Annotated in this window: 20 protein-coding genes; 13 read left to right on the top strand and 7 right to left on the bottom strand. The window is 75.2% G+C overall.

Annotated features, from left to right (window positions below):
- Positions 1-3: 3 nt before the first annotated feature.
- Positions 4-1,116, top strand: a complete 1,113-nt coding sequence (locus ABZ793_RS07690) for a cystathionine gamma-lyase (RefSeq protein WP_357453475.1) — start codon at positions 4-6, stop codon at positions 1,114-1,116.
- A gap of 232 nt (positions 1,117-1,348) precedes the next feature.
- A complete protein-coding gene (locus tag ABZ793_RS07685) occupies positions 1,349-2,137 on the top strand; it encodes a putative protein N(5)-glutamine methyltransferase (protein WP_350704795.1) in 789 nt (262 codons plus the stop codon).
- Between the two features lie 240 nt (positions 2,138-2,377).
- Here the strand turns inward: ABZ793_RS07685 and ABZ793_RS07680 are convergent, their stop codons facing one another.
- A complete protein-coding gene (locus ABZ793_RS07680; RefSeq protein WP_357453472.1) occupies positions 2,378-2,578 on the bottom strand; it encodes a DUF397 domain-containing protein in 201 nt (66 codons plus the stop codon).
- A gap of 4 nt (positions 2,579-2,582) precedes the next feature.
- Positions 2,583-3,428 (bottom strand): helix-turn-helix transcriptional regulator, encoded by an 846-nt coding sequence (locus tag ABZ793_RS07675; protein ID WP_357453469.1) that lies wholly within the window; start codon positions 3,426-3,428, stop codon positions 2,583-2,585.
- A 280-nt stretch (positions 3,429-3,708) separates the two neighbouring features.
- Here ABZ793_RS07675 and ABZ793_RS07670 point away from each other — a divergent pair, with 280 nt between their 5' ends.
- Positions 3,709-3,927 carry a hypothetical protein gene (locus ABZ793_RS07670; RefSeq protein WP_350704800.1) on the top strand — a complete coding sequence of 73 codons (219 nt, stop codon included), beginning with the start codon at positions 3,709-3,711 and terminating at the stop codon, positions 3,925-3,927.
- A 114-nt stretch (positions 3,928-4,041) separates the two neighbouring features.
- Here ABZ793_RS07670 and ABZ793_RS07665 read toward each other — a convergent pair whose 3' ends face one another.
- A complete protein-coding gene (locus tag ABZ793_RS07665) occupies positions 4,042-5,328 on the bottom strand; it encodes an ATP-binding protein (RefSeq protein WP_357453465.1) in 1,287 nt (428 codons plus the stop codon).
- A 208-nt stretch (positions 5,329-5,536) separates the two neighbouring features.
- On the opposite strand from ABZ793_RS07665, the gene ABZ793_RS07660 reads away from it, so the two are divergent.
- Complete coding sequence (locus ABZ793_RS07660; RefSeq protein ID WP_357453752.1) at positions 5,537-6,643, top strand: D-alanine--D-alanine ligase family protein; 1,107 nt, start codon at positions 5,537-5,539, stop codon at positions 6,641-6,643.
- A 74-nt stretch (positions 6,644-6,717) separates the two neighbouring features.
- Here ABZ793_RS07660 and ABZ793_RS07655 read toward each other — a convergent pair whose 3' ends face one another.
- Together ABZ793_RS07655 and ABZ793_RS07650 are read right to left on the bottom strand one after the other, a co-directional pair.
- The gene (locus tag ABZ793_RS07655) at positions 6,718-7,362 is read right to left on the bottom strand and encodes a DUF3515 family protein (protein ID WP_357453462.1); all 645 of its coding nucleotides are present in this window, start codon (positions 7,360-7,362) and stop codon (positions 6,718-6,720) included.
- Positions 7,363-7,596, bottom strand: coding sequence for an Lrp/AsnC ligand binding domain-containing protein (locus tag ABZ793_RS07650; protein WP_357453459.1), 234 nt, complete (start codon positions 7,594-7,596; stop codon positions 7,363-7,365).
- Positions 7,597-7,719: 123 nt separating this feature from the next.
- Here ABZ793_RS07650 and ABZ793_RS07645 point away from each other — a divergent pair, with 123 nt between their 5' ends.
- Both ABZ793_RS07645 and ABZ793_RS07640 read left to right on the top strand, forming a co-directional pair.
- Entirely contained in the window at positions 7,720-8,658 is a 939-nt protein-coding gene (locus tag ABZ793_RS07645) for a thiamine-phosphate kinase (protein ID WP_357453456.1), read from the top strand.
- 29 nt (positions 8,659-8,687) lie between these two features.
- Entirely contained in the window at positions 8,688-9,155 is a 468-nt protein-coding gene (locus tag ABZ793_RS07640) for a GNAT family N-acetyltransferase (RefSeq protein ID WP_357453453.1), read from the top strand.
- 60 nt (positions 9,156-9,215) lie between these two features.
- Here the strand turns inward: ABZ793_RS07640 and ABZ793_RS07635 are convergent, their stop codons facing one another.
- Both ABZ793_RS07635 and rpmB read right to left on the bottom strand, forming a co-directional pair.
- Positions 9,216-10,472: an ATP-grasp domain-containing protein gene (locus ABZ793_RS07635; protein WP_357453450.1), complete on the bottom strand. Its 1,257-nt coding sequence runs from the start codon at positions 10,470-10,472 to the stop codon at positions 9,216-9,218.
- Positions 10,473-10,791: 319 nt separating this feature from the next.
- On the bottom strand, positions 10,792-10,983 hold the full coding sequence (gene rpmB, locus ABZ793_RS07630; RefSeq protein WP_088963534.1) for a 50S ribosomal protein L28: 192 nt from the start codon (positions 10,981-10,983) through the stop codon (positions 10,792-10,794).
- Positions 10,984-11,349: 366 nt separating this feature from the next.
- Between rpmB and ABZ793_RS07625 the strand changes: the two genes are divergently transcribed.
- The 7 genes from ABZ793_RS07625 to rpmF all read left to right on the top strand — a co-directional run bounded on the left by ABZ793_RS07625 (position 11,350) and on the right by rpmF (position 17,891).
- A complete protein-coding gene (locus tag ABZ793_RS07625) occupies positions 11,350-12,963 on the top strand; it encodes a DAK2 domain-containing protein (RefSeq protein WP_357453448.1) in 1,614 nt (537 codons plus the stop codon).
- Entirely contained in the window at positions 12,960-15,161 is a 2,202-nt protein-coding gene (gene recG, locus ABZ793_RS07620) for an ATP-dependent DNA helicase RecG (protein WP_357453445.1), read from the top strand. The genes ABZ793_RS07625 and recG overlap by 4 nt, the downstream gene beginning before the upstream one ends.
- 110 nt (positions 15,162-15,271) lie before the next feature.
- Positions 15,272-15,835, top strand: a complete 564-nt coding sequence (gene rsmD / locus ABZ793_RS07615; RefSeq protein ID WP_357453442.1) for a 16S rRNA (guanine(966)-N(2))-methyltransferase RsmD — start codon at positions 15,272-15,274, stop codon at positions 15,833-15,835.
- A complete protein-coding gene (gene coaD, locus ABZ793_RS07610; RefSeq protein WP_357453439.1) occupies positions 15,832-16,320 on the top strand; it encodes a pantetheine-phosphate adenylyltransferase in 489 nt (162 codons plus the stop codon). Before rsmD ends, coaD begins: the two co-directional genes overlap by 4 nt.
- A 221-nt stretch (positions 16,321-16,541) precedes the next feature.
- Entirely contained in the window at positions 16,542-17,039 is a 498-nt protein-coding gene (locus ABZ793_RS07605) for a hypothetical protein (protein WP_350680447.1), read from the top strand.
- Positions 17,040-17,148: 109 nt separating this feature from the next.
- Positions 17,149-17,712 carry a YceD family protein gene (locus ABZ793_RS07600; RefSeq protein ID WP_357453436.1) on the top strand — a complete coding sequence of 188 codons (564 nt, stop codon included), beginning with the start codon at positions 17,149-17,151 and terminating at the stop codon, positions 17,710-17,712.
- A 5-nt stretch (positions 17,713-17,717) separates the two neighbouring features.
- Complete coding sequence (gene rpmF / locus ABZ793_RS07595) at positions 17,718-17,891, top strand: 50S ribosomal protein L32 (RefSeq protein WP_091096818.1); 174 nt, start codon at positions 17,718-17,720, stop codon at positions 17,889-17,891.
- Positions 17,892-18,006 lie beyond the last annotated feature (115 nt).

Below are 18,006 nucleotides of genomic sequence, written 5' to 3'. Positions count from 1 at the left end.
CCCTTGACCGCACCGCACGACGGCACCCGATGCGTCCGCGCCGGCCTGCCCGAGCCGGCCCCCGGCCAGCCGTTCCTGCCGGGGCCGGTCTTCGCCGCGCCGTACCACCTGGACCCGTGGGCGGGGCCGGCGGCGGCGCCGAACGGCTACGGCCGGCCGGACAACCCCACCCGCCGGCTGCTGGAGGCGGCCATCGGGGAGCTGGAGGGGGGCGACTGCCGGGTCTTCGCCAGCGGGCAGGCCGCGATCACCGGGCTGCTGCTGGCGGTGCTGAGGCCGGGGGACACCGTGGTGCTCCCGTCGGACGGCTACTTCGCCGTCCGGGCCTTCGCCCGGGACACGCTGGAGGGGATCGGGGTGCGGGTGCTCCTCACCCCGACCGCCGGCCCCCACCCGGACTTCGACGGCGTACGCCTGGTGCTGCTGGAGACGCCGGCGAACCCCGGCCTGGACGTCGCCGACGTGCCGGCGCTGGCCGCCCGGGCGCACGCGGCCGGCGCCCTGGTCGCGGTCGACAACACCACCGCCACGCCGCTCGGGCAGCGCCCGCTCGACCTCGGCGCCGACCTCGTGGTGGCCTCCGGCACCAAGGCGCTCACCGGGCACTCGGACCTGCTGCTCGGCTACGTCGCCACCCGCTCGACCGAACTGCTGGACGCGGTGACCGCCTGGCGGAACGTCACCGGTGCGGTGCCCGGCGCGTTCGACGCCTGGCTCGCGCACCGCTCGCTGGCCACCCTCGACCTGCGGCTGGCCCGGCAGACGGCGAACGCCGAGGCGCTCGCCGGGCTGCTCGTCGGGCGGTCGGACGTGACCGGGCTGCGCTGGCCCGGGCTGCCCGGCGACCCGGCCCACCCGGTGGCGTCGGTCCAGCTGCGACGGATCCCCGGCGTGCTCGCCTTCGACCTCGGCGACGCCGCGCGGGTGGCGCGGTTCCTCGACGCGGCCCGGCTGGTCGCCGCGGCGACCTCCTTCGGCGGCCTGCACACCACCGCCGACCGGCGGGCCCAGTGGGGCGACGACACCCCGCCCGGCTTCGTCCGGCTCTCCTGCGGCGTGGAGGACGCCGTCGACCTGGTCGCCGACGTGGCCGCCGCGCTCGACGCCAGCCGCTGAGCGCTCGGGCACCGGCCGTTGAGCGTTCGGGGCGCAGGCCGTTGAGCACCCGGTGTCGGCCGTTGGGCTATCGTGACCGTGGCCCCGAGCGGGGCCGTCCGCGGCCCGTGCCGGGCCCGACCGGAGGAGGTGAGTCCGATCCACCCGACAGGCAGGACCGACGCTCCCCTCCGACGCCACGCCGGCTGACCCGGCGGCCGGGAGCGTCGACGAGCGCTCCCGGAGGTCCACCATGACCGTTTCCTTCCGCCCCGACCGACCCGCCCTCGTGCACCGGCTGCGCGCCGCCGGCTGCGTCTACGCCGAGGACGAGGCGGACCTGCTGATCGCCGCCGCCGACTCGCCGCAGGCGCTTTCCGACCTGGCCGACCGCCGGGTCGCCGGGCTCCCGCTGGAGCACCTGCTCGGCTGGGCCGAGTTCTGCGGCGAGCGGATCGCCGTCGACCCCGGCGTGTTCGTGCCGCGCGCGCGTACCGCCCTGCTGGTCGACGCCGCCGTCGCGGTGACCGGCCCGGCGGCGGCCGTGGTGGACCTGTGCTGCGGCTCCGGCGCCACCACCGTCGCGCTGGCCCGCCGGCTCGCGCCGCGCTGGCTGGCCGCCGCCGACGTCGACCCCGCCGCCGTGGCCTGCGCCCGGCGCAACCTGGCGCCGCTGGGGGTGCCGGTCTTCCACGGCGACCTGTACGAGCCGCTGCCGGTGCGCTGGCGGGGGAGCCTGGACCTGGTGGTGGCGAACGCCCCGTACGTGCCGACGGCGGCGGTGGCGCTGATGCCGCCGGAGGCCCGGCTGCACGAGGCGCAGGTGGCCCTGGACGGCGGGTCGGACGGGCTGGCGGTGCTGCGTCGGGTCGGCGTGGGCGCGGCGCGTTGGCTGGCCCCGGGCGGGCACCTGGTGGTGGAGACGAGCGAGGCGCAGGCGGACGCGCTCTGCGCGGCGCTGACCGCCGCCGGCCTGCACCCCACGGTGACCCGCGACGACGACCGGGACGCCACCGCCGTCACCGCCCGCCGCCCCGCCTGACCGGGGGCGGGACCGGCCGGGACCGTCGCCAGGGCGGTCGTGCCGGGACCGGCCGGGGTGGCCGGCTGCGCGTCTCGGCGCGGGCCGCCCGCTCGCGCCGCGCGACAGGTGGCGGCGCGGCAGCCCTCGCCGTGACCCGCCCGTCGACGGCCCCACCGGCTCCCAACGGCGGGACCGTCGACGGCGCGGGGGCGCCGGCGTCGCGTGCGGGCAAGCGACGCGCCGGCGCCGAGGGTGGGGTCAGCGGCGCGGCGGCGCCCCGGTGAAGACGGCCCAGGCGGCGGGCGGGAAGAGCAGCGCCGGGCCGGACGGGTCCTTGGAGTCCCGGACGGCGACGGTTTCCGGGAGCACCGCCATCTCCACGCACGCCCCCTCGTCGCCGCTGTGGCTGCTCTTGCGCCACCGGGCCGCGGCGAGCGTCGCGCTGGTCGTCGGTGTCATGGTCCTACCGTCCCTTCAGGAGTTGGCGGAGCTGGTCTCGGCTGGCCGACGGGCTGAGCGCGACGGTCCGCAGGTGCTCCATGATCTTGGTGCAGGTACGCAGGTCGCCCGGCCGGTCCAGGACCATCTGCCCGGCCACGGTCTCCACCGAGGCGATGATCGGGTCCTCCGGGTCGGCGAACTCCAGGATGTGCAGCGAGCCCCGGGTGCCCCGGTGGTAGCCGGCGGCGAGGGGGATCACCTGCACCGTGATGTTGGGCAGTTCGCCCATCCGCAGCAGGTGGTGCAGTTGGCTCTCCATCACCGACCGGTCGCCGACCGGCCGCAGCAGCGCGCCCTCGTCGATGATGGCGTCCAGGATCGGCGGCTTGTCGCCGGTGAGCCGCTGCTGCCGGTCGAGCCGGACCTGGACCCGCTGCTCGACCTCGTCGTCGCCGAGGGTGTGCGGGCCGCCCCGCATGACGCCCCGGATGTAGTCGGCGGTCTGCAACAGCCCCGGCACCACGGACGGCTCGAAGTTGGCGATCCCGGTCGCCTCGGCCTCCAGCGCGATGAAGTCGATGGTGCGCCGGTCCAGCAGGTACGAGTACGACACCCACCAGCCGGGCTTGCGCGCGTCCTTGGCCAGCTGGACGGCCGCCGCCACCTCGTCCGCGCCGACCCCGTAGAGGGTGAGCAGGGCGCGTACGGTGGCCGGGCTGACCAGCGTCTGCGCGTTCTCGTAGCGGGACAGGGTGCTGCGGGTGCTGCTGATCTCGTCCGCCGCCGCCTCCAGAGTGAGGCCGGCGGCTTCCCGGTGGGTGCGCAGCGCGATGCCCAGGCGTCGGGCGCGGGCGGTCTTGGGAGCCATGCATCGATCGTCGCACATCTTTTCGGGAAGGTGTAGATGAGAGAACGTCGATGAGAGTTGCATTCATGGCTGTAGAGATGTCAATCTGTCATCGCGTCCTCACCGCCGGTTGTCGTGGCGACGGTGGTGGTGAGTGACCGGAGGGGATGGGGCGCGCGGCGATCGGGTTTCTCCCCCGAGCCCGATCGCCGCGTGCCACGCCCCGTGGCCCCGCCAGTCGGAAGGGATTCGACGTGCGTACTGGTCAGCAGGCCCGCGCCGACCGCGCCGGCGGCCTCCGATGACACGGTTCCTCGTGGTGCTCACCGACGTCCGCCCCGTCGACGGCGCCGGCCGCGACGAGCGGACCTGCCCCGAGCGGCGCCGCCAGGTGGTGGGCGCGACCAGCCGCGAGGCGGCCGACCGGATCGCCGGCGCGTTCATGGCGCTGGGCATGGTGCGGGCCGGCCGGCAGCGGGTCAAGGTGATCGCCATCGGCCGGCGGCACGCGCGCGGCTGACGCCGCCGCGGGCGGCGTGGTCGGGAGGCGGCCCCGCCGGGCGGACGGCCCGCCCGGCCGGCGGCCCGGCCCGGCGGAGAGGCGCGGCCCGGCGCCCCGCCGGGCCGTCCGGCGTCACAGCATCCGGCGTCGCTTCAGGTACGCCACCAGGTCGTCGTAGACGCCCCCCTCGTTGGCGAACATCGCCACGTTGCGGGCGGTGGCCATCCACGGCTTCGTCGAGGGCCGGACCTCCTTCGCCGCCCGCTCCAGGTCCCGCTGCTCGATCATCCGCACCTCGCCGGTGCGCACGGAGTCGGCCATCGCGTACTCGGCGGCGGTCTCGCAGAGGTGGGCCAGGTCGGCGCCGGAGTAGTCCTCGGTGGCCGCCACGATCTTCCGCAGGTCGATCCCGGCGATCGGCCGCTCCCGCAGGTGGTACTCCAGGATGGACGCGCGCGCCTCCGCGTCGGGCGGCAGCACCAGCACCACCCGGTCGAGCCGGCCCGGGCGGCGCAGCGCCGGGTCGACGTCCCACGGGGTGTTGGTGGCGGCCAGCACGAAGACGCCCTCGTTGCTGCCCTCCATCCCGTCCAGCTCGGCCAGCAGCTGGTTGCCCAGCGTCCGCATCGAGCTGGAGCCGACCTGCGAGCGCTTGTGCCCGAGGGCGTCGACCTCGTCGAGGAAGAGCACGCAGGGGGCGTTGCGGCGGGCCGCCTGGAACAGCTCGTGCAGGTTGCGTTCCGAGTTGCCCATCCACATGTCCAGCACGTCCACGATCGACAGCGAGATGAACTTGGCGCCCATCTCCCCGGCGACCGCGCGGGCCAGGAAGGTCTTGCCGCAGCCGGGCGGGCCGTAGAGCATCAGGCCGCCGCGCAGGCTCTTGCCGTACATCTTGCGCAGTTGCGGGTTGCGCAGCGGGCCGAGGAAGGCCAGCTCCAGCCGCTCCTTGACCGCCGACATGCCGCCCACGTCGGCCAGCCGGATGCCGGAGGTCTCCACGTCGTACACCCGGTCGGAGTCGCCGGTCACCGGCTCCGGCTCGTCGCCGGCGCGGGCGAAGCGCGGTGGCACGACGTCGGCCAGCTCCTGCTCGTAGGCCGCCAGTGGGTCGTGGCCGGCGGTCGCGGCGGGGTCGCCGGGCCCGGCCGGCGCCGGGCGCTGCGCCGGCGGCCGCGGGGCCGCCGGGGCCGGCGCCGACGGCGGGGGTACGGAGCCGCCGCCCAGCGCGCGCTGCATCAGGGCCTGTGCCTGGTCGTTGCCCGGATCCCGGGCGAGCGCCTGACCGACCTGCGCGATCGCCTCCCCGGCCCGGCCGGCGTCCAGCAGCAGCGAGGCGAGGTGGAGTCGCAGCGGCAGGTCGTCGGGGCGGGCGTCCAGGGCCGCCGTCAGGGACTCGATGAGGGGATCAGCGCTCATAGGACGAGCAGCGTAGTGGGCGTCCGGTGCCGTCACCGCCCCGGATCTCCGCCCGGGCGATTACACAACGTATATCCTTTGTTGACCGATTGCCGCGTCCCGTCGCCTGTCCCCCGGGTATCGGCAGCCGGGGCCCGCCACGCACAGTAAGGTCAACCGGGTGAGCGCCACCACCGGCGCAGCAGTCGCGTACGAAGAGGTGACCGGAGTGACCACCCCAGGCAGGACCCGCGTGGCGATCGTCTTCGGCGGCCGCAGCCCGGAACACGGCATCTCCTGCGTCAGCGCCGGCAGCGTGCTCGGCGCCCTCGACCCGGACGAGTTCGAGGTGGTGCCGCTGGGCATCACCCGGGCCGGTCAGTGGGTGCTGACCAGCGGCGACCCGGCCCAGTTGGCGATCAACGCGCGCCGGCTGCCGGAGATCACCGCCGAGTCCGGCGCCGACATCGTGCTGCGCGCCGACCCGACCGGCAACGGTCTGATGGTGCTCGACCCGACCGAGGGTCCCCGGGCGCTCGCCGACGTCGACGTGGTCTTCCCGGTGCTGCACGGCGCGTACGGGGAGGACGGCACCATCCAGGGCATGCTGGAGATGGCCGGCATCCCGTACGTCGGGGCGAACGTGTTCGCCTCCGCCGCCGCCATGGACAAGGAGTTCACCAAGAAGCTCTGCGCCGCCGAGGGCATCCCGGTGGGCCCGTACGCGGTGCTGCGCAACGGGATGACGCTGAGCGAGGCGGACAAGGAGCGGCTCGGCCTGCCCGTGTTCGTCAAGCCCTCCCGGGCCGGTTCGTCGTTCGGCATCACCAAGGTCACCGACTGGGCGGACCTGGACGCCGCCGTCGCCACCGCCCGTCAGATCGATCCGAAGGTGCTGGTCGAGGGGGCAATCGTCGGCCGCGAGATCGAGTGCGGCGTGCTGGAGGGCGAGGCCGGCGGCGCGCCGGAGGCGTCGGTGCTCGCCGAGGTGCGGGTGGTCGGCGAGTACGACTTCTACGACTTCGAGGCGAAGTACATCGACTCCGAGGAGGCCTGCGAGTACGACATCCCCGCCGGCCTGCCCGAGCGGGTGACCCGGCAGGTCCAGGAGTACGCCGTCCGCGCCTTCACCGCGTTGGACTGCGCCGGCCTGGCCCGGGTCGACTTCTTCGTCACCCCGGAGCTGGACGTCTACCTCAACGAGATCAACACGATGCCGGGCTTCACCTCGACGTCGATGTTCCCCCGGATGTGGGCGGCGTCCGGGCTGGAGTACCCGAAGCTGGTCAACCGCCTCATCCGCACCGCCCTGCACCGGGGCGTCGGTCTGCACTGAGCCGCGGTCCGCACGTACGCGAAAGAGCGGCCTTCCGATGGGGAGGCCACTCTTTCCGGCTCGGTGGTGGGCCGTCAGCCCCGGCAGCCCCGCGGCATGTCGCCGCCGGAGGGCACGGAGGCCACGATCGTCTCCGAGATGGGGGAGACCCACTGCAACGCCTGCCCGTACGACCGCGGCACGCGGACCGTCACGGCGGTCTCCCGGTCCAGCGTGGTGAGCACGGTGGCGTCCGTCTCCTCCTGGGCGTACCAGCAGACCTTGTTGACCGTCCACACGTCGTCCGTGTCGCCGACGGTCGGCTCGGCGCCGCCGCAGGCCAGCGTGAGCGCCGGGTCGCCGTACGCGGCGTTCTGCTCCGGGCCGGCGGTGACCGGACGCTGGGCGAGGTCGTTGACCGTCGGCGGCAACTGGGAGAGCAGCGCCCGGCAGACCGTGGCGGGCCGTTCGGCCAGCGCCGGGGCGGCCATCTCGACCGGAGCGGTGGACTGGGCGCGGGGAGCACTTGCCGTCGGGCTCGGCGCGGCGGCCGGCTCGGCCGGCTCGTCCGGGGAAAGCTGGACGAAGGCGAGCACGCCGACCAGCGCGGTGATCGGCAGCGCGACCAGCGTGGCGATCAGCGCGGCGCTCCGGGTCGTCCGGTCCCGGGCCGGGCGGTCGGGGGCGGCCTCGTCCGCCTGGGCGGAATCGGTCACGGGAGAGTCAGTGATCTTGTCCACTTACAGGCGCACCACCGAACACGTGAGGGTGCGGGTGATGCCGGGCACCATCTGCACCTTGCTGACGATGAGTTTGCCGAGCTCGTCGACGGTTTTCGCCTCGGTGAGCACGACCACGTCGTACGGCCCGGTGACGGCGTCGACCCGCACCACGCCGGCGAGGTCCGCGATGAGACCGGCCACGTCGCGCGCGCGACCGACCTCGGTCTGGATGAGGATGTACGCCTGTACCACGACTCGACCTCCGTCCGTCGCCGCCTGCGGGGCGGCCCGAAGGGAGAAAGTACCTTACGGACCAGGTCTGATCCCTATCGGTGGTCAAGGAGAAGCGGTGAGCGAGCACGGCGGAGGGCCGGCATGAGTGTCGCGGGGGTCGGCGAGTTCGGCCTGATCGACCGGGTGACCGCCCGGTTGTCGTACGGATCGACCGTGCTGCTCGGTCCCGGGGACGACGCGGCGGTGGTGGCCGCGCCGGACGCCCGGGTCGCGGCCTCGACCGACGTGCTGGTGGAGGGGCGGCACTTCCGGCGGGACTGGTCCACCGCGCGTGACGTCGGCCACCGGGCGGCGGCGGCCAACCTGGCCGACATCGCCGCGATGGGGGCGGAGCCGACCGCGCTGCTGGTCGCGCTCTGCATGCCGCCGGAGCTGGAGACCGGGTGGGCCGAGGAACTCGCCGACGGGCTCGGCGCCGAGGCGGCGAAGGTCGGCGCGAGCGTGGTGGGCGGGGACATGTCCGCCAGCCCCACGCTGACGATCGCGGTCACCGCCCTCGGCGACCTCGGCGGCCGGCGGCCGGTGACGCGCTCCGGGGCACGGCCCGGGGACGTGCTGGCCCTGGCCGGCCGGACCGGGTACGCGGCGGCCGGGCTGACGGTGCTCTCCCGGGGCTTCCGCACTCCGCGGCTGCTGGTGGAGGCGTACCGGCGGCCGGAGGTGCCGTACGGGGCCGGACCGCACGCGGCCCGGCTCGGCGCCACCTCGATGATCGACGTGTCGGACGGGCTGCTCGCCGACCTCGGGCACGTGGCCAAGGCCAGCGGGGTGGCCCTAGACGTGCGCCGGGACGCCTTCGAGGTGCCCCGGCAGATGCGCGACGCCGCCCAGGCCCTGGGCGTCGACCCGTACTCCTGGCTCCTCACCGGGGGCGACGACCACGCGCTGGCCGCGACCTTCCCGCCGGCGGTGGCGCTGCCGCCCGACTGGCGCCCGATCGGGCGGGTGACGGCGGGCTCCGGTGTCACGGTCGACGGTGCCCCGTACGACGGACCCGCCGGCTGGGACCACTTCCGGTAAGGGTCGGCGCTGGTCGTACCCTTTACGCCGTGAGTGAGATCGAGATCCGCGCGGAGCGCTTCGACTCGCCGGTCGCGCAGCGGCTGATCCGCGCCGCGCTGGCCGACCTCGGCGCCCGGTACGGCGGCAGCGGCGACGACACCCCGGTGGACCCGGGCGAGTTCGTGCCGCCGGCCGGCGCCTTCCTCGTCGCCCACCTCGGCGGCGAGCCGGTCGGCTGCGGCGGCTGGCGCAGCCACGGCGACGACGGCGACACGGCCGAGCTGAAGCGGATGTACACCGACCCGGCGGCCCGGGGCCGGGGTGTGGCCCGGGCGGTCCTGGCCGCCGTGGAGCGCTCGGCCCGCGAGCACGGGCGCAAGCGCATCGTCCTGGAGTGCGGCGACAAGCAGCCCGAGGCCATCGCCATGTACACCGCGGCCGGCTACGAGCGGATCCCGAACTTCGGCTTCTACAAGGACGCCCCGGGCTGCCTCTCGTTCGGCCGCACCCTCTGAGCCGCCGGCCCGAGGGCTCCCGGCCCGGCCGGGGAACCCGCCGGGCCGGCTACGGCACGATCAGGCGGTGATGAATCGGATCTGCTCGGCGGCCTTGCCGGCCGCGTCGGTCGCCTCGGCCGGGTCGGCGCCCCAGGCCAGCAGGTGACCGCTGCGCCGCAGCGAGGACGTCACCTCCGTCACAGTGTCGCCGACCGCCACGTCGAGCTGCACCTCCAGCACGCCGGGCACCCGGCGGGCCGCGCGCAGCCCGTCGACGGCGGTGACGGTGCCGGGCGCGGCCAGCAGGAACTCGACCGCCGCCGCGCCGGTCGGCCGCGCCGGCAGGGCCGGCCGCTCCCCGCACAGCGTCCGCAGGTACGCCTCGATGAACCCGCACTCGTACGCGATCGACACCAGTGCGGTGATCATGTCGCCGGGCAGCCGGGCGGCGCACTCGACCAGCGTCGGCACCCCGTCGGCGACGATCCACTCGCTGTGCAGCGTGCCGGTGCGGAAGCCGGCGGCGGCGGCCAGCCGGGTCGCCACCTCGACCAGCTCCCGGCGGGTGGGGTCGGGCAGCGCGGTCGGCACCGTGTGGCCGGTCTCCACCGGGGAGCGACCCGGGAGCACCCGCTTGTCCGTGACGTTGGCGAAGATCACCTCGCCGTCGGCGACGAGCAGCTCGACGCTGTGCTCGCGTCCGTCGACGACCTGTTCGACGAGCACGCCCGTGGGCAGCCCCCGGCCGGTCGCCTCCGGCGGGTCCTCGGGCGAGGCGGTGCCCGCCCACGCCCCGGCGACCTCCGCCGGGTCGGCGATGATCTGCACGCCCAGGCTGCCCGAGCGGCGGGTGGGCTTCAGCACGCACCGGCCGCCGTGCCGCCGGGCGAACTCGGTCGCCCCGGCGGCGGAGTCGACCAGCGCGAAGGCCGGGTTGGCCAGGCCGGCCTCGGCGGCGAGCAGCCGCATCCGGTGCTTGTCGGAGAAGACGTCGGCCGCCGCCGGACCGGCGCCGGGCAGGCCGAGCGCCTCGGCGAGCCGGGCGGTGGCCCCGACGGCGTACTCGAGGCCGGGCATGACCAGCCGGGCGGCGGCCAGCCCGGGCTCCCGGGCGACCAGCGCGGCGGCGTCGAAGCCGATCTGGTACTCGGCGGGCACCACGCGGGAGATGAAGGGCATCTCGCGGGCGAACCGCTCCAGCCCCCGGCGCTCGATGACGTCGGGTTCCTCGACGAGGACGACGCTGTCCGCGGGCAGTTCCTCGCTGAACCAGCGCAGCATCCCGAGGGAGGCGCCGACGACGACCATCTCGTCCCGGCCTAGATCAAGCTGCACCAGTCGTCCCTCCGCGCTCGGCTGCTCCCCGCGCCGGGCCCGATCCGGACTCGCGGCGCACGCAGACCCTAACCGGGCCCGCGCCGCGCGTCGAAGGGCGGTCGCGTACCCGTCAGCCGACCCGCCCGGAACCGACACGAACCGGCCCGGGGTCGCCGGGACCCGGCACGAGGCGGGGATGCCGGGACGAGGCGGGGGTGCCGGGACGAGGCGGGGGTGCCGGGACCCGGCACGAGGCCGGCGATCCCGGACACGACAGAGCCGGCGGGCCCACGAGGGCCCGCCGGCAATGACGAGTGTGAAGCTGGGGACTACCGCGTCAGGCGCGGGTGACCTTGCCAGCCTTGATGCACGAGGTGCAGACCTGCATCTTCTTGGTGTTCCCGCCACCGGCCGGGGTACGCACCGACTGGATGTTCGGGTTCCAGCGGCGGTTGGTCCGCCGGTGCGAGTGGGACACGTTGTGGCCGAAGCCCGGTCCCTTGCCACAGACGTCGCACACGCTAGCCACGGGATACTCCTGGGTTTGAAACGTTCATGAGGTCGCCGCCAGGCGCTGCCCGGGCAACCTGGCCAGGTTACCCGATGACCCGCGCACCCGACCAACCGGCCCCCGGGCGGGGCCGGCACGGCGCGACGCGGTGGCGGTCGCCCGGTCGGCGCCGTCCCTTCCGGCAGCCACCGTACGAAGGGACGCGACCACGAGGGTAGTTCCGGCCGGGACCACCGGAGCAGGCGGCCCCCGACCGACGGGCCGGGGGCGCGCCGGCTCGCCGGGGTGCCGACGTGACGGGCGGCCGGGAGCGCCGGGCCGGACACGCCGCCGGACGACCGACGACCCCGGCGCGCGTCGGTGCCCGCCAGTAGGCTTCTCGCCGTGCTGGACACCCTCGACGCCGCCGCGGTCCGCCGCTGGTGCGCGGGCGGGCTGGCCGCGCTCAGGCGGCACCAGGGCGAGATCGACGACCTGAACGTCTACCCGGTGCCCGACGGCGACACCGGCACCAACCTCGTGCTCACCCTCACCTCCGCGCAGCAGGCGCTGGCGATGGACCTCGGCACCCTCCCGGAGGACGGGCCCACCCCGCACGGGCACGCGCTGCGGCTGATGGCCCGGGGCGCGCTGCTCGGCGCCCGGGGCAACTCCGGGGTGATCCTGTCGCAGATCCTGCGCGGCTTCGCCGACGCGGTCGCCGCCGTGCCCGCGGTGCGCGGGCGGGAGCTGGCCGCCGCGCTGCGCGACGCGGCCACGGCCGCCTACGCCGCGGTCGCCCGCCCCGTCGAGGGCACGCTGCTCACCGTCGTCGCCGCCGCGGCCCGCGCCGCCGAGCGGGCGGACAGCGACGACCTGCGGGCGGTCGCCCGGGCGGCGGCGGGCGAGGCGGCGCGGGCGCTGGCGCGCACCCCGGAGCAGCTCCCCGCGCTGGCCCGGGCCGGCGTGGTCGACGCCGGCGGCCGGGGCCTCTGCCTGCTGCTCGACGCCCTGGTCGAGGTCGTCACGGGGGAGAGCCCGGAGCATCCCGCGCCCGTGCCGCGCGCGGCCCGCCCGCCGGCCACCGCCGTCCGCGAGACCGGTTCCGAGGAGTACGCCTACGAGGTGCAGTTCCTGCTCGACGCCGCGCCCGAGGCGGTGGGCCGGCTGCGGGCCGAGCTGGCCGCACTGGGCGACTCGCTCGTGGTCGTCGGCGACGGGAGCGCCGGTACGGGCACCTGGAACGTGCACGTGCACGCCAACGACGTGGGCGCGGCGATCGAGGCGGGCGTGGTCGCCGGCCGGCCGCACCGCATCTCGGTGACCCGCTTCGCCGACCAGGCGGCCCCCGCCCCGCCGATGGCGCGCGACGGCCGCGCGGCGGTGGTGGTGGCCGCCGGCGCGGGCATCGCCGAGCTCGTCGCCGGCGAGGGTGCCACGGTGGTGCCCGGCAACCCGTCCACGGGCGAGCTGCTGGACGCGATCCGCGCGACCGGCGCCGCCCGGGTGGTGGTGCTGCCCAACGACCCCAACACGCAGGCGGTGGCGAGCGCCGCCGCCAAGGAGGCGCACCGGCTGGGCATCAAGGTCAGCGTGGTGCCCACCCGGTCCCCGGTGCAGGCGCTGGCCGCCCTCGCGGTGCGCGACCCGGCCCGCCGCTTCGAGGACGACGTGATCGCGATGGCGGAGGCGGCCGGCGCCTGCCGCTACGCCGAGGTCTGCTACGCCAGCCGCGAGGCGCTGACCGTCGCCGGCCCCTGCCGCCCCGGCGACGTGCTGGCGCTGGTCGAGGGCGAGGTGCACCTGATCGGGGCGGACCTGGCCGACACCTGCGCCGCCGTGGTCGACCGGATGCTGGGCGGCGGCGGCGAGCTGGTCACCCTGCTCTCCGGGGCGGACGCCCCGGCCGGGCTGGCCGAGGCGGTCCGCGAGCACGTCGCCCGGCGCTGGCCGTTCGTCGAGGTGCAGGCGTACCCGGGCGGGCAGCCGTACTATCCGCTCCTGGTGGGGGTCGAATGACGTCCGAGCCGTGCACGGTGGACACGCCGCTGAAGAAGCTGGTCGGGGAGAAGACCGCGAAGGCCCTCGCGAGCCACCTCGACCTGCACACCGCGGGTGACCTGGTCTACCACTTCCCGCGCCGCTACGACGAGCGCGGCGAGCACACCGACATCCGGTCGCTCGACGTCGGCGAGCAGGTCACCGTGCTGGCCCAGGTGCAGCGCACCGCCGTACGCCCGATGCGCCAGCGCCGGGGCAACCTGCTGGAGGTGACGGTCGGCGACGGCTCGGGCGGCACCCTGACCCTCACCTTCTTCGGCAACCAGGCGTGGCGGGAGCGGGAGCTGCGCCCCGGCCGGTGGGGGCTGTTCGCCGGCAAGGTCACCGAGTTCCGGGGCAAGCGGCAGCTCAACGGCCCGGAGTACGTCCTGCTCGGCGAGGGCGGCGACGGCGAGGCGGCGGCCAGCGAGGAGATCGAGGAGTTCGCCGGCGCGCTGATCCCGGTCTATCCGGCCGCTGCGGCGGTGCCCACCTGGGTGATCGCGCGCTGCGTCCGGGTGGTGCTGGACACCTTCACCCCGCCGGAGGACCCGCTGCCCACCGCCGTGCGGGCGAGCCGCAAGCTGGCCGGCATCGACGTCGCGCTGCGCGAGATCCACCGGCCGTCCAGCAAGGAGGCGCTCTACCGGGCCCGCCGGCGGCTCAAGTGGGACGAGGCGTTCGCCGTGCAGCTCACCCTGGTGCAGCGCAAGCACCGGGCCGCCGCGTGGCCGGCCCGGCCCCGTCCGGCGAAGCCCGGCGGCCTGCTCGACGCGTTCGACGCCCGGCTGCCGTACGAGCTGACCCCCGGCCAGCGGGACGTGGGGGTGGAGATCGCGGCGGACCTGGCCACCGCCCACCCGATGCACCGGCTGCTCCAGGGCGAGGTCGGCTCCGGCAAGACGGTGGTCGCGCTGCGCGCGATGCTCCAGGTGGTCGACGCCGGCGGGCAGGCCGCGCTGCTGGCCCCGACCGAGGTGCTCGCCGCGCAGCACCACCGGGGCATCCTCGACCTGCTCGGGCCGCTCGGCCGCGCCGGCGAGCTGGGCGCGGCCGACGACGCCACCCGGGTCGAGCTGGTCACCGGCTCGCTGGGCGCGGCGGCCCGCCGGCGCGCCCTGGCCGAGGTGGCCAGCGGGGCGGCCGGCATCGTGCTCGGCACCCACGCCCTGCTCTACGAGGGCGTCGACTTCGCCGACCTGGGCCTGGTGGTGGTGGACGAGCAGCACCGGTTCGGCGTCGAGCAGCGCGACGCCCTGCGCGCCAAGGCCGACCAGCCGCCGCACGTGCTGGTGATGACGGCCACCCCGATCCCGCGCACGGTGGCGATGACGGTCTACGGCGACCTGGAGACCTCGACTCTCTCCCAGTTGCCGCAGGGCCGCTCGCCGATCGCCTCGCACGTGGTCCCGGCCGCCGAGAAGCCGGCCTTCCTGGACCGGGCCTGGCGGCGGCTGCGCGAGGAGGTGGCCGCCGGCCACCAGGCGTACGTGGTCTGTCCGCGCATCGGGGAGGGTCCGGCCAGTGAGGAGGAGCCGCCGCCGGTCGACGACAACGGGCGGCGGCCGCCGATGGCGGTCACCGAGGTGGCGCCGCTGCTCGCCGAGGGGCCGCTGCACGGCCTGCGGATCGGCGTGCTGCACGGCCGGCTGCCGGCCGACGAGAAGGACGCGGTGATGCGCTCCTTCGCCGCCGGCGACGTCGACGTGCTGGTCGCCACCACCGTGGTCGAGGTGGGCGTCAACGTGCCGAACGCCACCGTGATGATCGTGCTCGACGCCGACCGGTTCGGCGTCTCCCAGCTGCACCAGCTTCGCGGCCGGGTCGGCCGGGGCTCGGCGCCCGGGCTCTGCCTGCTGGTCACCGAGGCGCTGGAGGGCGCGTCCGCGCGGGAGCGACTCGACGCGGTCGCCTCCACGACGGACGGGTTCAAGCTCGCCGAGCTGGATCTGGAGCAGCGGCGCGAGGGCGACGTGCTGGGGGCCACCCAGTCGGGGCGGCGGTCGCACCTGCGGCTGCTGTCGCTGCTGCGCGACGCCGACCTGATCCGGGACGCCCGGGCCGAGGCGATCGCCCTGGTCGAGGAGGATCCGGAGCTGGCGCGGCACCCGGCGCTGGCCGCGTCGGTGGCGGCGCTGGTCGACGAGGAACGCGCGGAATACCTGGAGAAGGGCTGACCCCTGCCGCGCCGGCGCCGGCAGGCGCAGGTCGCGGCCGATGGCGTGCACGGGCGGGCGTCGGCCGACGGCGGGTCGCGTAGCGTCGTGCGCATGAGCAGGAGGAGACCGTGACCCGGATCGTGGCCGGGACGCTCGGCGGGCGCCGGATCGCCGCCCCGCCCGGGGCGGGCACCCGGCCCACCTCGGACCGGGTCCGCGAGGCGCTGTTCAGCGCGGTCCAGGCCGAGGTGGACCTGGCGGGCGCCCGCTTCGCCGACCTCTACGCGGGGTCCGGCGCGGTCGGCCTGGAGGCACTCTCCCGGGGCGCCGCGCACGTGCTGCTGGTGGAGGCCGACCCGCGCGCGGCCCGGGTGATCCGGGAGAACGTCGCGGCGCTGCGCGCCGCCCCGGCCGCCCGGCTGGTCACCGGCAAGGTGGCCACGGTGCTGGCGGCCGGCCCGGACGGCGACCCGTACGACGTGGTCTTCGCCGACCCGCCCTACGCGGTGTCGGACGCGGAGGTCACCGCGATGCTCGCCGCGCTGGTCGACGGCGGCTGGCTGGCCCCCGACGCCCTGGTCGTGGTGGAGCGGTCCAGCCGCACCGGGCCGGTCGGGTGGGTGGAGGGTGTCACCGGTGAGCGCAGCCGCCGGTACGGCGAGACCACCCTTTGGTACGGTCGCCGATCATGAGACGTGCGGTGTGTCCCGGCTCGTTCGATCCGGTCACCAACGGACACCTCGACATCATCGGCCGGGCGAGTCGCCTGTTCGACGAGGTGATCGTGGGCGTGCTGGTGAACCAGTCGAAGAGCGGCCTGTTCACCGTCGAGGAGCGCATCGACATGCTCCGCGAGGTGACCGCCTCCTACGACAACGTCCGGGTCGAGTCGTTCCGTGGCCTGTTGGTCGACTTCTGCCGGGCGCAGCAGGCGAGCGTGCTGATCAAGGGCCTGCGGGCGGTCAGCGACTTCGACTACGAGCTGCAGATGGCGCAGATGAACATCGGCCTGGCCGGCGTCGAGACGTTGTTCATGCCGACCAACCCGCTCTACTCGTTCCTCTCCTCCAGCCTGATCAAGGACGTGGCGAAGTGGGGCGGCGACATCTCCGCCCACGTGCCCGACCGGGTCCGGGAGGAGTTGCGGGCCCGCCTCGCGCCGCCGGCCCGCGACTGACCTCCGCCGCGCCACCGGGCGGTCGGGCGCACGGCCCCGACCGTCCGCCGGCTCCTGCCGACCACCCGTCCCGCCGGGGTCGGCGGGACGGCCGGCGCGACGCGCCGGGCCGGGGTGAGAGGCGCGCTGTGGCCGTGGCGCGACATGATGTGTGGAGCGGGAACCCGGCCGCAGCCCGCATCATGTAGGTCGGCCCGACGAACGACAGGAGTGAGCTACCGGTGGACTCGCTCGATCGCATCGACGAACTGATCGCCATGGTGGAGCAGGCGCGTTCCGTCCCGATGTCGCGTAACAACTGCATGGTCGACCGGGGCGAGTTCATCGCGGCCCTCGACGAGCTGCGCGCCGAACTCCCGGTGGAGGTGCGCAAGGCCGTCGCGCTGCTGGAGGAGCGGGACAAGATCATGGAGGCCGGCAAGCGGGAGGCCGACCGGATCATCAGCGAGGGTGAGGCGGAACACGCCCGCCTGGTCTCGGTGAACGAGATCACCGTCTCCGCCGAGCACGAGGGCGCCCGGATCATCGCCGAGGCGCGGGCCGAGGCGCAGCGCCTGCGCGAGGAGGTCGACGACTACGTCGACACCGCGCTGGCCAACTTCGAGCAGTTCCTCACCCGGGCGCTGGCCTCGATAGAGCGCGGCCGGGACAAGATGCACGCGCTGCGGGAGATCGGCACCTTCGCTGGGGACGAGGCGGAACGCCCGCTACCCTTCTGAGCGGCACCTCACCAGCCGACGGACGGGGCGGGCGTCGCCCCCGGTTCGACGGTCCGGCGGTCGCCCAGGTAACCTTTTTTGTCGGCCTCTCACCGGCCGGAGTCTGACTATGCCCAAACACACGCCTTCCACACTCAACCCCAGGTCGCCGCTGGTCCTCGACACGAGGGAGCTGCCGCGCCGGCCTGGTGCGTTGCGTACGGTCAAGCGGGTGGCACCGGCACCGGCGGACCTCGGCGTGGAGTTGATCGGCGTGCCGGAGGGCGCGGACCTCGACCTCGACCTGAGGCTGGAGTCGGTGTCCGAGGGCGTGCTCGTCTCGGGGACCGTCACCGGTCCCGTGCGGGGCGAGTGTGGCCGCTGCCTGCGCGAGATCAACGACTCGGTGGCCGTGCGGATCCAGGAGCTGTACGCGTACGAGAACAGCACCACGGACTCCACGACCGACGAGGACGAGGTGGGCCGGATGCAGGGAGACCTGATCGACCTGGAGCCGGCGCTGCGGGATGCGGTGGTGCTCGCACTGCCGACCAACCCGCTCTGCCGGGAGGACTGCCCAGGCCTGTGCCCCGACTGCGGGGTGCACTGGGACGATCTGCCGGCCGACCACAGTCACCAGCAGATCGACCCGCGATGGGCGGGCCTGTCGCAACTGACCCGTAAAGAGGAGTAGGAACCGTGGCCGTCCCCAAGCGCAAGATGTCGCGCAGCAACACCCGCGCCCGCCGGGCGAACTGGAAGGCTGCCGTGGTCGCGACCGTGGCCTGCCCGCAGTGCAAGTCCGCCAAGCTGCCGCACGCCGCCTGCTCCGTCTGCGGCACCTACAACGGCCGTCAGGTCCTCGAGGTCTGACCTGGACGCCGAGTGACGCCCCCGACCGCAGGTCGGGCGGCGCGCGCACCCTGGCGAACGCCCGGTGCCCCGGCTCCCACCGACGCCGGCCGGCCTGGTCCGGCCGGCGTCGCGG

Origin of the sequence: Micromonospora sp. NPDC047465, assembly GCF_040643125.1 — a bacterium.
Taxonomy (GTDB): Bacteria; Actinomycetota; Actinomycetes; order Mycobacteriales; family Micromonosporaceae; genus Micromonospora.
This window is presented reverse-complemented; position numbering and strand designations above follow the sequence as displayed.

Bases quoted from the DNA above. Each gene is read 5' to 3' on its own strand.
- recG (WP_357453445.1), top strand. From the start codon at position 12,960: ATGACGTCCGAGCCGTGCACGGTGGACACGCCGCTGAAGAAGCTGGTC.
- ABZ793_RS07670 (WP_350704800.1), top strand. From the start codon at position 3,709: ATGACACGGTTCCTCGTGGTGCTCACCGACGTCCGCCCCGTCGACGGC.
- ABZ793_RS07665 (WP_357453465.1), bottom strand. From the start codon at position 5,328: ATGAGCGCTGATCCCCTCATCGAGTCCCTGACGGCGGCCCTGGACGCC.
- ABZ793_RS07600 (WP_357453436.1), top strand. From the start codon at position 17,149: ATGCCCAAACACACGCCTTCCACACTCAACCCCAGGTCGCCGCTGGTC.
- ABZ793_RS07645 (WP_357453456.1), top strand. From the start codon at position 7,720: ATGAGTGTCGCGGGGGTCGGCGAGTTCGGCCTGATCGACCGGGTGACC.
- ABZ793_RS07685 (WP_350704795.1), top strand. From the start codon at position 1,349: ATGACCGTTTCCTTCCGCCCCGACCGACCCGCCCTCGTGCACCGGCTG.
- ABZ793_RS07680 (WP_357453472.1), bottom strand. From the start codon at position 2,578: ATGACACCGACGACCAGCGCGACGCTCGCCGCGGCCCGGTGGCGCAAG.
- coaD (WP_357453439.1), top strand. From the start codon at position 15,832: ATGAGACGTGCGGTGTGTCCCGGCTCGTTCGATCCGGTCACCAACGGA.
- ABZ793_RS07675 (WP_357453469.1), bottom strand. From the start codon at position 3,428: ATGGCTCCCAAGACCGCCCGCGCCCGACGCCTGGGCATCGCGCTGCGC.